At 62.8% G+C, this 13,714-nt stretch carries 13 protein-coding genes and 2 riboswitches; of the genes, 10 read left to right on the forward strand and 3 right to left on the reverse strand.

Annotated elements, in window-relative coordinates; translation table 11 throughout:
* The first annotated feature begins 49 nt into the window (after nt 1-49).
* The 3 genes from lpxO (at nt 50) to ACF8K2_RS12185 (ending at nt 2,097) form a co-directional block, all read left to right on the forward strand.
* Nucleotides 50-949 (forward strand): lipid A hydroxylase LpxO, encoded by a 900-nt coding sequence (lpxO, locus tag ACF8K2_RS12175; RefSeq protein WP_186553379.1) that lies wholly within the window; start codon nt 50-52, stop codon nt 947-949.
* 154 nt (nt 950-1,103) lie between these two features.
* The gene (locus ACF8K2_RS12180) at nt 1,104-1,448 is read left to right on the forward strand and encodes a carboxymuconolactone decarboxylase family protein (RefSeq protein ID WP_392465008.1); all 345 of its coding nucleotides are present in this window, start codon (nt 1,104-1,106) and stop codon (nt 1,446-1,448) included.
* Between the two features lie 79 nt (nt 1,449-1,527).
* A complete protein-coding gene (locus ACF8K2_RS12185) occupies nt 1,528-2,097 on the forward strand; it encodes a GNAT family N-acetyltransferase (RefSeq protein WP_186553381.1) in 570 nt (189 codons plus the stop codon).
* A gap of 87 nt (nt 2,098-2,184) precedes the next feature.
* Here ACF8K2_RS12185 and ACF8K2_RS12190 read toward each other — a convergent pair whose 3' ends face one another.
* Nucleotides 2,185-2,931 carry an outer membrane beta-barrel protein gene (locus ACF8K2_RS12190; protein ID WP_392465010.1) on the reverse strand — a complete coding sequence of 249 codons (747 nt, stop codon included), beginning with the start codon at nt 2,929-2,931 and terminating at the stop codon, nt 2,185-2,187.
* A gap of 161 nt (nt 2,932-3,092) precedes the next feature.
* Nucleotides 3,093-3,298, forward strand: a riboswitch (cobalamin riboswitch).
* A gap of 112 nt (nt 3,299-3,410) precedes the next feature.
* On the opposite strand from ACF8K2_RS12190, the gene ACF8K2_RS12195 reads away from it, so the two are divergent.
* From ACF8K2_RS12195 to ACF8K2_RS12225, 7 genes are all read left to right on the forward strand, one after another.
* Nucleotides 3,411-5,537: a TonB-dependent receptor gene (locus ACF8K2_RS12195; protein WP_392465011.1), complete on the forward strand. Its 2,127-nt coding sequence runs from the start codon at nt 3,411-3,413 to the stop codon at nt 5,535-5,537.
* A gap of 204 nt (nt 5,538-5,741) precedes the next feature.
* The gene (locus tag ACF8K2_RS12200; protein ID WP_392465012.1) at nt 5,742-6,908 is read left to right on the forward strand and encodes a DUF1624 domain-containing protein; all 1,167 of its coding nucleotides are present in this window, start codon (nt 5,742-5,744) and stop codon (nt 6,906-6,908) included.
* 27 nt (nt 6,909-6,935) lie between these two features.
* A riboswitch (cobalamin riboswitch) is annotated at nt 6,936-7,137 on the forward strand.
* Nucleotides 7,138-7,263: 126 nt separating this feature from the next.
* Nucleotides 7,264-8,277 carry an ABC transporter substrate-binding protein gene (locus tag ACF8K2_RS12205; protein ID WP_392465014.1) on the forward strand — a complete coding sequence of 338 codons (1,014 nt, stop codon included), beginning with the start codon at nt 7,264-7,266 and terminating at the stop codon, nt 8,275-8,277.
* Nucleotides 8,274-9,290 (forward strand): FecCD family ABC transporter permease, encoded by a 1,017-nt coding sequence (locus ACF8K2_RS12210; RefSeq protein ID WP_392465015.1) that lies wholly within the window; start codon nt 8,274-8,276, stop codon nt 9,288-9,290. The genes ACF8K2_RS12205 and ACF8K2_RS12210 overlap by 4 nt, the downstream gene beginning before the upstream one ends.
* Complete coding sequence (locus ACF8K2_RS12215; protein ID WP_392465017.1) at nt 9,287-10,075, forward strand: ABC transporter ATP-binding protein; 789 nt, start codon at nt 9,287-9,289, stop codon at nt 10,073-10,075. Before ACF8K2_RS12210 ends, ACF8K2_RS12215 begins: the two co-directional genes overlap by 4 nt.
* Before the next feature lie 17 nt (nt 10,076-10,092).
* Nucleotides 10,093-10,533, forward strand: a complete 441-nt coding sequence (locus ACF8K2_RS12220) for a pseudoazurin (protein ID WP_392465019.1) — start codon at nt 10,093-10,095, stop codon at nt 10,531-10,533.
* Nucleotides 10,530-11,876: an OprD family porin gene (locus tag ACF8K2_RS12225; protein WP_392465021.1), complete on the forward strand. Its 1,347-nt coding sequence runs from the start codon at nt 10,530-10,532 to the stop codon at nt 11,874-11,876. Before ACF8K2_RS12220 ends, ACF8K2_RS12225 begins: the two co-directional genes overlap by 4 nt.
* 7 nt (nt 11,877-11,883) lie before the next feature.
* Here the strand turns inward: ACF8K2_RS12225 and ACF8K2_RS12230 are convergent, their stop codons facing one another.
* Both ACF8K2_RS12230 and dgt read right to left on the reverse strand, forming a co-directional pair.
* Nucleotides 11,884-12,381, reverse strand: coding sequence for a GNAT family N-acetyltransferase (locus tag ACF8K2_RS12230; protein WP_392465023.1), 498 nt, complete (start codon nt 12,379-12,381; stop codon nt 11,884-11,886).
* A gap of 97 nt (nt 12,382-12,478) precedes the next feature.
* Nucleotides 12,479-13,687 carry a dGTP triphosphohydrolase gene (gene dgt / locus ACF8K2_RS12235; protein ID WP_392465025.1) on the reverse strand — a complete coding sequence of 403 codons (1,209 nt, stop codon included), beginning with the start codon at nt 13,685-13,687 and terminating at the stop codon, nt 12,479-12,481.
* Nucleotides 13,688-13,714: the final 27 nt, after the last annotated feature.

Consider the following 13,714-nt stretch of genomic DNA (forward strand, 5'->3'; position numbering starts at 1 on the left):
TGGCGCGCTTACGCCATGGCGCATGGCCATTTTCGACAAGTATCCGTTCATGAAAATTGCACTCGTACTGATCTTCGTTCTCTCGATCGCCTATGTTCACCTACGCGGTCGGGTACGACACAAGTTGACTCGCCAACTGGGCGATCACTCAAGTTTCCTGGCTCCGGTCAACAGCTTCCTGTACCTGTTCTCCAAGCACCCGGCCAAGCCTTACCTGCCGGTGGAATCGTTCCCCGAGCTGCAACCGCTCAAGGACCATTGGCAGGAAATCCGCGAGGAAGCCCAGCAATTGCTGCACGTGGGCGAGATCAAGAAGTCCGATAACTATGACGATGTCGGTTTCAACTCGTTCTTCAAGACCGGCTGGAAGCGCTTCTACCTGAAGTGGTATGGCGAGAGCCACCCCTCGGCTATGAACCTGTGCCCACGGACCACCGAGCTGCTGCAGGGTATCGGCACGGTTAAAGCGGCGATGTTCGCCACCCTGCCGCCCGGCGCCAAGCTGGTGCGCCACCGCGACCCGTATGCCGGCTCGTACCGCTACCACCTAGGCTTGGACACGCCGAACGACGATGGCTGCTACATCGACGTGGACGGCGAGAAGTATTCCTGGCGCGATGGCGAGGCAGTGGTGTTCGACGAGACCTACATCCACTACGCCGCCAACACCACCGAGCACAACCGAATCATCCTGTTCTGCGACGTCGAGCGGCCGCTCAAGTACCGTTGGGCGACCGCGTTCAATCGCTGGTTCAGCCGCAACGTCATGGCCGCTGCTGCGGCGCCCAACAATGCCAATGACAAGACTGGCGGCATCAACCGCCTGTTCACCCGCATCTACAAGATCCGTGAACGCGGCAAGGCGCTAAAAAAGCGTAATCGCATGCGCTACTACCTGGAGAAATGGGCAGTGGTGGCAGCATTGCTGTTGCTGTTCATCTACATCTGAACCCCTGCTGGGCAACGTGGGAGCCAACTCAGCCGCTCCCACGGTGTCGACAGGTTCGTAAGTCGTAGTTTTTTTCGACCATCTTCCCCCCTCCTCGCCGCGCACATTCGACTAGCCTGAAAGCTCCTGCCGTAAACCCCACAAGGTGAAGACAATGAGCATGATGGACTGGGACGCCTACCGTAAGCAGCTGATGGCCGGCATCGGCGATCTCAAGCAACTGTCGCCCGATACCGTGGCCGGCTACATGACCGCCAGCGGTGCCGGGGCCAAGACCAACCACCTGGACGCCAAGACCCGCGAACTGATCTCCCTTGCCGTGGCCGTGACTACCCGCTGCGACGGCTGTATCGCGGTGCATTCGCAACAGGCCGTCAAGCACGGCGCCAGCCGCGAGGAGATCGCCGAGGCGCTGGGCGTGGCGGTGGCGATGAACGCAGGCGCCGCGTTGGTCTACTCGGCGCGCGCGCTGGATGCGGTGGGTAAGCTCAGCGAGTAAACCCCAGCCAGCGTCGCCGCCCTTGCGCGGCGACGCTGCGCCCACCAGACTTGGCGGCCAAGCCTGCGCAGGAACCGCCATGATTCACATCCGCCCCATGACCCCGGAAGACTTCGAGCGCTTCTGGCCGACTTTCCAGAGCATCGTCCAAGCCCGCGAGACCTATGCCTACGACCCGCAGCTGAATGCCGAACAGGCACGCCAGTTGTGGCTGGAACTGCCCCTGCGCACGTTGGTGGCAGAACAGGACGGTGAGTTGCTCGGGTCGTACTTTCTCAAGGCCAACGCCGCTGGCCCCGGCGCGCACGTGGGCAATTGCGGCTACATGGTCTGCCCGGCAGCACGCGGGCGCGGGGTGGCCAAGCTGATGTGCGAGCACTCGCAGAAGTTGGCGCGCCAAGAAGGTTTTCTCGCCCTGCAGTTCAACTCGGTAGTGGCCACTAACGAGGTGGCCGTGGCGCTCTGGCACACGCTGGGGTTCGAAACGGTCGGGCGCCTGCCCAAGGCCTATCGGCATGCCCGGCTGGGGTTGGTGGATTGTTTGGTGATGTACAAATGGCTAGCCGATGAGCCGGTGGTGGAGAAGCCTGCGCTGTTGATCGGGCGCAAGAATATCGAGGCGCGGGTGTCGCGGCGGCGCGGACGCTAACAGCAGCATTTGCGCTGTCTGCACCGGCCTCTTCGCGGGCAAGCCCGCGAAGAGGCCGGTGCAGGTAACAGCTACCTGACGCCTAACTCAGAACGCCAGACCTACCTTGACACCAAACTCATCGCGCTTGAGCTTGGTGTTATCGGCTACCGGCGAATCCTCATCGAGCTTGTACTCGGTGCGGGTGTAGTAAACCCCGGCATAGATCGGCATGCCGCCTTGCTGGTTCATCAGCAGACTGACCTCGGCATACGGGTTGGTGCGGTCCTTCATGTCGACGGTGTCGCTGCCAAAATCATCCACCCTGAGCTTGGCGCGGCCATCGATCGTGTGCCGTGCGCCCACTTCAACGCGCAGGGTCGCGGCATCGAACTGATGGTTGTAGCCCAGCGCAGCCTTGGCGAACGGCGACTTGTAGGTCAGCTCGGTGTCCAGGTCGTTGAGCTCAGGCTCAAAGCGCGACCAGTCATAGCCACCGCCGACGGTGATGTCGACGAAGTTGCGCGCATCCAGCGCAGCGCGCCAACCCAGGTCGAGGTCGATCTGGGCTTCCTTGAGCTTGTTGTCGTTCTTCTTGCCATATTTGGCCTCGGCGCCAACCTGATAGATCAAGCCGGACTCAGCGGTCATCTTGTTGCCGAAGTTGGCGAACACACCGCCCTGGCCCAGGTGATCGGTCTCGGACTGCGAGCCGCCCTCATACTTGAACTTGTCGTAGCTACCCAGCACACCGAAGGTGAACAGTGGATCGGTGCTTGGCGCGGCAGAGGCCGCCAGGGGAGCGCCCAACAGGGCAAGCAGGCATGAGTGACGCAGCAGATTACGGGTGGACATTCGCGGAAGTCTCCATGACGTGAATGTTGATGGGAATCGCTCGCTTCGAGGCATGCTGAATGTGAAAAGTTCGAAAAAAAAACAGTAAAAACTCATAAGCCTGCGTCCCATCACAGAAATTTCCTACTGCGTTGCGTTGACGCCCCCTGCATTCGGTGGTCAGATGCGCGCCAGTTTCAGGTGTCCTGCGCCGCCGTGCGCAGGGTGAAACGGGAAGCCGGTGCGTCGTGTTCACGACAAGTCCGGCGCTGCCCCCGCAACGGTAAGCGAGCGAAATCTTCGACAGACCACTGTGCGTATGCATGGGAAGGTGAAGGTTTCTTGATCCTCGCAAGCCCGGAGACCGGCCTGAAGCTTCAGTTGGCAAACCCGCGGTGGGCGGGCGCAGGCCGGTTTGCGCGTGCGCGCCTGCGCCCGTGCGTGCTCGTCTTTGCGTTGTTTCCACCGGGAACCATTTCTTCCTGCAGCAGTGGAACGACATGTCCCGTACAAGCAAGCTTCACACCCTGGCGGCCTGCCTGGCCGTTTCCCTTCCGGCCCTGGCCGATGAGCCTCAACGCGCAGTGCTGGCCCTGCCTTCGACAGCGATCACCGAGGTGCGCAACGAACCGCGCGTCGACCTGGCCACGCCGACCCAAGCAGGCTCACGCCTGGGCCTGAGCGCCCTGGAAACCCCGGCCAGCACCAGCAGCATCAGCGCCGAACAGATCCAGCAACGCAGCAACCTCACCGTGCAAGACGCCGTCAGCCGTTCGCCCGGCCTCACCTTCATCGGCAACCCAGGCGATGGCGGCACCGCGCTCTCGGCACGCGGCTTTACCGGCCACGGCTCGGTGATGACCCTGTTCGACGGTGCCCGGCTGTATACCGGCGCAGGCACCCAGACCTTCCCGGTCGATCCGTGGATGGTCGAGCGTATCGACGTGATTCGTGGCCCTGCCTCGGTGCTCTACGGTGAGGGCGCCACCGGTGCGGTGGTCAACGTGATACCGAAAAAACCCTTCGCAGGCGAGATCCGCAATCACCTACGCCTGGGCTATGGCTCCTGGGACCGCACGCAACTCGGCCTGGACAGCGGCGGCAGTCTGAGCCAACGCCTGAGCTATCGGATGACCCTGAACCAACAGCAGGGCAACGGTTACGTCGACCGCGGCGACTCGCGCAACCTGGCCCTGAGCGCCGCGCTGCGCTTCGATGCCACGGACGATTTGAGCTTCACCCTCGCCCACGAGCGCGGCGATGCCGAGCCGATGAACTACTTCGGCACGCCGTTGATCGACGGTCATTACCGCGACAGCCTGCGCAAGAAAAACTACAACGTGCGCAACGACGTGCTGCGCTATCACGATGAGTGGACGCGCCTGAACACCGACTGGACCCTCAGCGACAGCGTCAACGCCAGCAACCAGCTGTACTACATCAAGAGCCGTCGACACTGGCGCAATGCCGAGAACTACAACTGGGACGCAGCCCAAGGCCAGCTGCTGCGCAATGGCTTCCTTGAGATCAAGCACAACCAGGAGCAGATCGGCGATCGCCAGAGCTTCACCTTCGACCACTCGCTGTTCGGCCTGGCCAGTAAGACTGTGGTCGGCGCCGAGTACAACAAGATCCGCTTCAAGCTCACCAACAATGCGCCCTACAATGACATCGGCGGCGACTACATCGACGCGTGGGGCCCAGCGCCCGGCTGGTTCGACAGCCAAAGCCCGCTGCGCCCGCGCACCCAAAGCACCACCCACACCTTCGCCCTGTTCGCCGAGAACCGCACCCAGCTGACCGAGCGCCTGTCGTTGGTCACCGGGATTCGCCGCGACCAGAACCACATCGACCGCGACAACCTGCTCGATGGCAGCCGCAGCGACCGCAGCCTCAATGGCGGCAACTGGCGCGCAGGCTTGGTGTTCGCCGTCACCGACGACCTGTCGCTGTATGGCCAGTACTCCACCAGCGAGGACGGCGTGAACAACCTGGTCAGCCTCAGCCCGACGCAGATGGACTACGACCTGACCGAGTCCAAGCAAACCGAGCTGGGCCTCAAGCAGCGCTTCTGGGACGGCCGCGGTGAGTGGACCTTGGCGGCGTATCACATCGTCAAGAAGAAGCTGTTGGTCGACAACCCGATCACCCACGAGCCACAACAGGCTGGCCAACAAAGTTCGAACGGTCTGGAAGCCAGCGTGGAACTGGCCTTGGCCAACCAATGGCATGTCTCGGCCAACGCCTCGCTGGTGCGCGCCAAGTTCGATGACTTCGATGAAGTGGTCGCAGGGGTGGCGGTGGACCGCAGTGGCAACCGCCCGGACAACGTGCCACGGCGCAGTGCCAATGTGTGGTTGAGCAAAGGCTTTGGGCAGGCGCTGGATGCCGGTGTTGGCCTGCGTTATGTCGATGCGCGGTATGCCGACACGGCCAATAGCAAGCGCATCCCGGGGTATACCGTGGTCGATGCCAACCTGGGCTGGCAGGTGCTGCCGGATGTGCGCCTGGGGCTGCAGCTAAACAACCTGCTCAACCGCGATTATGTGGTGTCGGCGTACAGTGGCGAGCAGTGGTTGCTGGGGGCGCCGCGCTCGTACTTTGCGACGGTGGATTACAGCTTCTGATCGATTGAGGCAGTGCTGACGTCATCGCGGGCAAGCCCGCTCCTACAGAGGGCCCCATTGGTCCTGTGGGAGCAGGCTTGCCCGCGATAGCGCCTGTCGCATCTCACCAACACCAGACCCGCACAAAAATCCCTATCACTCGCAAATCGAATAGTTATAAGATAACGTTTCATTTGATATCCATTCCTGCCTGCGACCCCTCCCATGACAAGCGCCAGCGCCACCCCCACCCTGCTCACCCAGCGCCTGCAAAGCATCGATGCCCTGCGCGGCCTGGTAATCGTGTTCATGCTCCTGGATCACGTGCGTGAAACCTTCTTCCTGCATCGCCAGGTCAGCGACCCCATGGCCATCGACGCCACCGACCCGTCGCTGTTCTTCAGCCGGACCTTGGCTCACCTGTGCGCGCCGGTGTTCGTCCTGCTGACCGGTCTTTCCGCCTGGCTGTATGGCGAAAAATACCAGGGCCGGGGCGATGTCTCGGCGTTCCTGTTCAAGCGTGGGCTGTTCCTGGTGGTGCTGGAGTTCACCCTGGTCAACTTCGCCTGGACCTTCCAGCTGCCACCCAGCGTGATCTACATGCAGGTGATCTGGGCCATTGGCGTGAGCATGATCGCCCTGTCGCTGCTGGTCTGGATGCCACGCCCTGCCCTGATCGCCCTGGGCGCGGCGATCGTCGCCGGGCACAACCTGCTCGACGGGCTGCACTTCGCGCCAGGGTCGTGGATGCATGTGCCGTGGGCGATCCTGCATGACCGCGGCTGGCTGGAGTTCTCTGACAGCCTGCGCCTGCGCACCTCGTACCCGGTTCTGCCGTGGATCGGGGTAATCGCCCTCGGCTATGGCCTGGGCCCATGGTTCGCCCGTGCCAGCGATGCTGGCGAGCGTCAGCACCGGTTGTTGCTGGCCGGCGCGTTGGTCCTGCTGGGCTTTCTCGTGCTGCGCATGCTCAACGGCTATGGCGAAGCGCCGTGGAGCAGTTACCCGACGCTGACGCAAACGCTGATGAGCTTCTTCAACATCACCAAGTACCCGCCGTCGCTGCTGTTCCTGACCCTGACCCTGGGCGCCGGCCTGCTGCTGTTGCGTGGTTTCGAGCGCGCCGGGCAGGCACGCTGGATCAGTATCCTGGCGGTGTTCGGCGCCGCGCCGATGTTCTTCTACCTGCTGCACCTGTACGTGCTCAAGTTGCTGTACCTGGCCAGCGTGGCCCTGTTTGGCCTGAACCACGGCGATTACTTCGGCTTCGACAGCATCGGCGCGGTGTGGCTGGCAGCGCTGCTGCTGGCGGTCTCGCTGTACTTGCCAGTGCGCTGGTTCGCCCGGCTCAAGGCACGCCGACGCGACATCGCCTGGCTCAAGTACCTGTGAAAAGCGTTTCACCCGGCGGCCTGATGGTCTACCATGCCGCCCGCCGGTTTCCACCACGGAAATAATAGGGAATCCCCGGCCTGCCCTCACGCAGGCCAACTGGAACTGCCCCCGCAACTGTAGGTGCCGAGCCCGCTCCATCGATGCCACTGGATCCGCTGATCCGGGAAGGCTGGAGCCGGGCGCAGACGCATCAGTCAGGAGACCTGCCGGCCTACATATTCCAACCGGCGGGGTGTCCGGGATGGTCATCTCCACCCTTGCCAGGGTGTGGCCTGTTGCCTTGCGCAACGGGCTTGGCGATGCCTGTCCGTGCGTTCATTCCGTGAACTGTTCGATAGGAGATCACCCCATCATGCTGCCTCGTTTCGCCGCCCTGCTCGCCGGCCTGAGTCTGACCGGCCTGGCCCAAGCCGCCGCCACCCACTACCCGTTGACGGTCGACAACTGTGGCGCACCGCAGACCTTTGCCCAGGCCCCCGAGCGCGCCGTGACCATCGGCCAGGCGGGCACCGAGATGCTCTACGCATTGGGCTTGGGCGAAAAACTGGCCGGCACTTCGCTGTGGTTCAACAATGTCCTGCCGGAGTACAAAGCGCAGAACGACAAGGTCGAGCGCCTGGCTGACAACGACCCAAGCTTCGAGGCCGTGGTCGGCAAGCGCCCGCAACTGGTGGCGGTACAATTCGAGTGGATGGTCGGCGCCCAGGGCGTGGTCGGCACCCGTGAGCAATTTGCTGAACTGAACATTCCCACCTACCTGCTGCCCTCCGATTGCGAAGGCAAGGACAACCTGGTCGGCGCCGACGGCACCCGCCTGCAACCGTTCCAGATCGACAGCATCTATAAGAGCGTCAGCCAGCTGGCCGAGATCTTCAACGTGCAAGCGCGCGGCAGCGCACTGAATGCCAAACTCAAGGCGCGCCTGGACAACGCCAAGCAGCAGTTGGCCGGCAAGGACCTGTCGCACACCTCGGCGCTGTTCTGGTTCTCCAGTGCCGACCTGGATATCGACCCGTACGTCGCCGGTCGCCAAGGCGTGGCCGACTTCATGCTGCAAACCCTGGGGGTGCGCAATGTGGTCGAGTCCACCGAAGAGTGGCCCACGGTTGGCTGGGAAACCCTGGCCAAGGCCAACCCGACCTGGCTGATCATCGCGCGCATGGACCGTCGCCGCTTCCCAGCCGATGACTACCAGAAAAAGCTGGAGTTCTTGCGCAACGACCCGGTCACGCAGAACATGGATGCGGTCAAGCAAGGGCGTATCGTCGTTCTCGACGCCGACGCCATGCAGGCCGGTATTCGCCTGTTCCGTGGCCTGGAAACCCTGTCCAGCGCCTTCGCCTCCGGTAAAGCCGCGCAACCATGATCCGCCTGCTGCCCTACACCGCCCTGGCCCTGGCCGCGCTGTTCGCGGCCCTGTTGGCGGGCATCGCCATCGGTGAGACGCCACTGTCGCCAAGCGTGGTCTATCAGGTGCTGGCCAACCAGTTGTGGAGCGCGGGCTACCCGGTCGACCCGATCGATGCCGGCATCATCTGGAACTATCGCCTCACCCGCACCCTGGTCGCCGCGGCGTGCGGCGCCGGGCTGGCAACCTGCGGGGTGATCCTCCAGGCATTGCTGCGCAACCCGCTGGCCGAACCCTATTTGCTGGGGCTATCGGCCGGGGCCTCGACCGGCGCGGTGGCAGTCGGCCTGCTCGGTCTGGGCGGTGCGGCGCTGACGATGTCCGGTGGCGCCTTTATCGGCGCCCTCGCCGCCTTTGGCCTGGTCTTGCTGCTGTCGCGTGCCAGTGGCCCCAGTAGCAGCAACGCCCAGGTTATTCTTGCCGGTATCGCAGGCTCGCAGCTGTTCAGCGCGCTGACAGCATTTCTCATTACCAAGTCGGCAACCGCTGAACAGGCGCGGGGCATTCTGTTCTGGCTGTTGGGCAACTTAAGCGGAGTGCGCTGGCCTTCGGTGTGGCTGGCGTTGCCAGTCGCCCTGTTGGGGCTGGCGGTGTGCTTGTGGCATCGGCGCGCCTTGGACGCGTTCACCTTTGGCGCCGACTCGGCTGCCTCGCTGGGCGTCCCGGTCCGGCGCACGCAATTGCTGCTGATCAGCTGCGCAGCGCTGGTGACCGCCGTGATGGTGTCGATCGTCGGCGCCATCGGCTTTGTCGGGCTGGTCATCCCGCATGCCCTGCGCCTGCTGCTTGGCCCCGGGCATAGCCGCCTGCTGCCGGCCAGTGCCCTGGGCGGGGCGCTGTTCCTGATCAGCGCCGATATCCTCTCGCGCACGCTGATCAGCGGCCAGGTGATTCCGGTGGGCGTGGTCACGGCGCTGATTGGCGCGCCGGTGTTCGCGTTGATTCTGGTCAGCCGCAGGGGGCGCCCATGACGGTAATGACAGCCTTGCAGGTGGCGCCGTTGTCCTGCCTGGGCCTCAGTTTGCGCCTGGGCGGGCGCACGGTGCTGCAAGCCATCGACCTGGCAGTGATCCCCGGCGAAACCTTAGGGGTGGTCGGCCCCAACGGTTCGGGCAAGTCGACCCTGCTCAAGCTTCTGGCCGGCTTGCTCAAACCCACTAGCGGCACGGTGCAATTGCTCGGCGAGCCACTGGCGCACATGCCGCGGCGCCGGGTTGCACAGGGCCTGGCCCTGGTCGAGCAACAAGCCGACACCAGCGACGCCATCAGCGTCTACGATGCTGTGGCCCTCGGCCGCACGCCGTGGTTGTCGGCCCTCGCGCCGTTCTCTAAAGACGACCGCAGCATCGTCGAACAGGCTTTGCTCAACCTCGATGCGCTGCACTTGCGCGAGCGCCTCTGGCATAGCCTGTCGGGCGGCGAGCGCCAGCGCGTGCACATCGCCCGCGCCTTGGCGCAACGACCGCAGGTGCTATTGCTCGACGAGCCGACCAACCACCTGGATATCCAACACCAGTTGAGCCTGCTGCAACAGGTGCAGGCGCTGCCGGTGACGACCCTGGTCGCGCTGCACGATCTCAACCAGGCACTGACCTGCGACCGGCTGGCAGTGCTCGACCAGGGCCGTCTGGTCGCGCTTGGCAAGCCACTCGAGGTGCTCACCCCTGAACGTCTGCTGAGCACCTTTGGCGTGCACGCCCACTACCTCACCGACCCTTACGACGGCGCGCGCATCCTGCGCTTTCGCGCCCCCTGAACCTGGAAGTTCTCGCCATGCTGTTGCGCCCGTTTGCCCTGCTGCTGTCCAGCGCCCTGCTCGCCCCGCAGGCCTTGGCTGAAGTCCATGAAGTGAAAATGCTCAACCGTGGCGCCGACGGCGCAATGGTCTACGAGCCAGACCATCTGCACATCGCGCCGGGCGACAGCGTGCGCTTCTTGCCTACCCAGAACGGGCACAACGCAGCCACCATCGCCACCCTGCTGCCCACCGGTGCCGAGCCGTTCAAGAGCAAGCTCAACCAGCCCGTCGAGCAGACCTTCAGGGTACCGGGGCTGTACGGCATCCAGTGCATTCCACACTTGGCCATGGGCATGGTCATGCTGATCCAGGTCGGCGAGCCGACCGGGCATACCCAGCCGCTGCCAGACAACCTCCCCGCCCGCGCCAAAGCCCGCCTGCAGGTGCAACTGGAGAAACTGGAGGCCGGTCAATGAGCCCTTTGCTACGTATGACCCTGGCGCTGCCCTGGCTGGGCATCAGCGCCCTGGCCGCGGCTGAGTCTGCCCAGTCGCAGTCCAACGGCTTTGTCCAAGACAGCACCTGGAGCCTGCTCAACCGCAGCGTGTTCGATCAGCGCGACTACCGTCATGGGGGCAGCAACAGCAGCGCGCGCAACGCCTACAAGCCGCGCAGCGAACGTAACGGTAAAGCCGAGGAATGGGCCTACGGGCTGATGGGCAGCGTGCAGTCCGGCTTCACCCAAGGCCTGATCGGCGTCGGCGTCGATGCCCATGCCTACCTCGGCGTGCAGCTCGACAGCGGCGGCGGCCGCGCCGGCAAAGCGCGCCTGCTGGGCGTGGACAACCAGGGCCACCCGAAGAACGAGTACAGCCGTGGCGGCGCGGCGCTCAAGCTGCGCCTGTCCAACACAGTGCTGTCCTACGGCGAGCAGCGAGTCAAGACGCCCGTTTTCAGCTCCTCAGACAGTCGCCTGCTGCCCGAGACCGCGACCGGACTGTTCCTCACCAGCAACGAGATCGACACCCTCAAGCTGGTCGCCGGGCATTTCACCGAAAGTACCGACCGCAACGCCTCCAGTCACGATCAAGGCTTCGTGGTGAATTATTCCAATGCACGCAAGGGCAACAGCTTCGACCTGGCCGGTGCGGTGTGGAACCCGAGCAGCGCAGTCAGCGCCAGTCTCTACACTTCGCGCTATGAAGACAGCTGGAACCAACACTACCTGGGCAGCACCCTCAGCCACGCCCTGGATGATCGGCGCAGCCTGAGCCTGGATCTCAACCTGTATCGCACCAGCGACACCGGCAAAGCCCTCTCCGGGCAGATTGACAACACCACCTGGAGCCTGGTCTCGCGCTACAACCACGGGCCGCACGGCTTCAGCCTCGGTTGGCAGCAGGTCGATGGCAACACCCCGTTCGACTATGTCACCCGCGGCGCGATCTTCATCAGCAACGCCGTGCAGCTGTCCGACTTCAACGCCCCCAACGAGAAGTCGTGGCAGGCGCGCTATGACCTGAACATGGGCGCCTATGGCGTGCCCGGGCTGAACCTGACCGCGCTGTATGTACGCGGCTTCGATATCGATGGCAGCCATGTCGATCAGCATGGCGGCTATGCGTACCTGGGCTATGGCAAGGGCGGCAAGCACTGGGAGCGTGATCTGGAGGCGCGCTATGTGGTGCAGAGTGGCAAGGCCAAAGGCACTGCCTTCTCGCTGCGTCACAACGTGCATCGGGGCAATACCGCGCAGGCCGAGCTGGATGCCGATCAGATTCGCTTGGCGGTCGAGTTCCCTTTGACGGGTGGGTTCTGAAGCAGCGCTAGCTTAGCGACAACTGCATATGGGTGGTACGCCAAAGCGGATCCTGTTCGACATCGATTATCGCGAACCCCTGGCGCTCCCAGAAGCTGATCGCCCCCGGCAAGAACGGATGAGTATGCAGGTACAATAGCTCGACCCCGGCGTTCACCGCGCATTCGCGCAACGCCTGGAACAGCGCCTGAGCCAGACCACAGCGGCGATAGTCCGGCAGGACGAACAACCTGACGATCTCAACCGTGTTCACCCCGCGATAATCGAGTTGGGCAAAGCGCTGGTCGTAAGGCAGATAGCCAATGGCTGCGACCAAGCGAGCTTGGTCACGAGCGATCAGAAAGTGGCCGTCGCCGTCCAGGTAAGTTGCGGCAAAACGCGCGAGGTCGGCAGGCAGTGGTGCTCCCGCCAGCATGGGAAAAAGCGCACGGCGGGCGCTATCGACAAAGGACACTACCTCATCGATGGCATCAGGGTTTACCGAGGTGATCGTCCAGCTTTTCATTGCACTCTAGGCCGTGGGCAAAGGCGGTTTTCTACGCGATTGGCAGGGCCTTGGCAAATCACCTGATTCCAGGCAGCACCGCGGCCCTGGTTGGCGCCTACTTGAAGTAATAACCATCAAGGCTGCCCTTGCCGAAATACCGCTCGTATTCCTGCATGGCGTAAAGGTCCATCATGCCGGCGATATAGTCAGTCACTAGACGTTTGCGGTCCCCTTGGACCGAGCGCAGCTCTGGCGGCAGGAGCATGTTGTCCTTGTTGTAGCGTTCATCGGTATAGACCTCGAACAGCTTGCGAATAACCTGCTCGCCGCGCTTTTCGTAGAGTTGCACGTCCTTCTTGCGCAAGATGGCCTTGAACAGCAGTTTCTTCAGGCCCTCGGCCAGTTTACCGTGCTGCTTGTAGCCAAGTTTGCCGCCGACCAGTCCGATATCTTCACACAGGGTATTGACGATCTTGGAGGTCAATTCCTTCTTCAACACCATGGCGTATTCCTCTGACGACCCGGAACGGCGAGCCTGCATGGCATCGTTCTGGACCTCCTTGGCCAGGCGCTCGATCGTGTCGTAGGCGTCGGAAAACTTTTCACTGATCTTGAACTCGTGCAGGATCTCGCCAAGGCTGATCAACCCGAAACTCAAGGCGTCTTCCAGATCATGCGCGGCGTAGGCGATCTCGTCGGCCAAATCCATGATTTCGGCATCGATGCTTTTGACGATCTGCACATCGTGCTTGGCCAGCTCGCCAGTTAAAAACGCATGATCGTCGTCATAGAGAAATTTCTTCGGGTCGTCTTGGCGCAGATGGAAGTACTTGGTCACCCCCATCAGGGTGCGGACATTGAGGTTCAGCCCGTCATAGGCATGGTGCTTGCGCTCCAGCGTGCGCAGAATGCGAAACGCCTGGGCGTTGCCTTCATAGCCGCCACAGCTCTGGCACAGCTCATTGAGCACGGTTTCACCGTGATGGCCAAACGGCGGGTTGCCGATATCGTGGGCAAGCGCTGCGGCTTCGGCGACCACCGTGTCCTTGAGCTCCAGGTCGCTGGCGATCGAGCGGGCGATCTGCGCGACTTCAAGGCTGTGGGTCAAGCGATTGCGATTGAAGCGCCCGGCATCGATCCACAGCAGCTGCATTTTGCCTTGCAGGCGACGGAACGACGAAGAATAGAGAATCCTTGCATAGTCGCGCATCAGACTCTGGCGGCCGCCAGAACGGCCGTCGTTGTGCGATACCACCCGGTATTCCAACCGCGATACCCGCTGTTCCTGCTCGCGGGCATAGTCTTTGACATCTTTCTCGTACATGGGCTCATCCTTAGCTAATCAATCAAA

This window comes from Pseudomonas sp. xss_2, assembly GCF_043104195.1.
Classification (GTDB): domain Bacteria; phylum Pseudomonadota; class Gammaproteobacteria; order Pseudomonadales; family Pseudomonadaceae; genus Aquipseudomonas; species Aquipseudomonas urmiensis.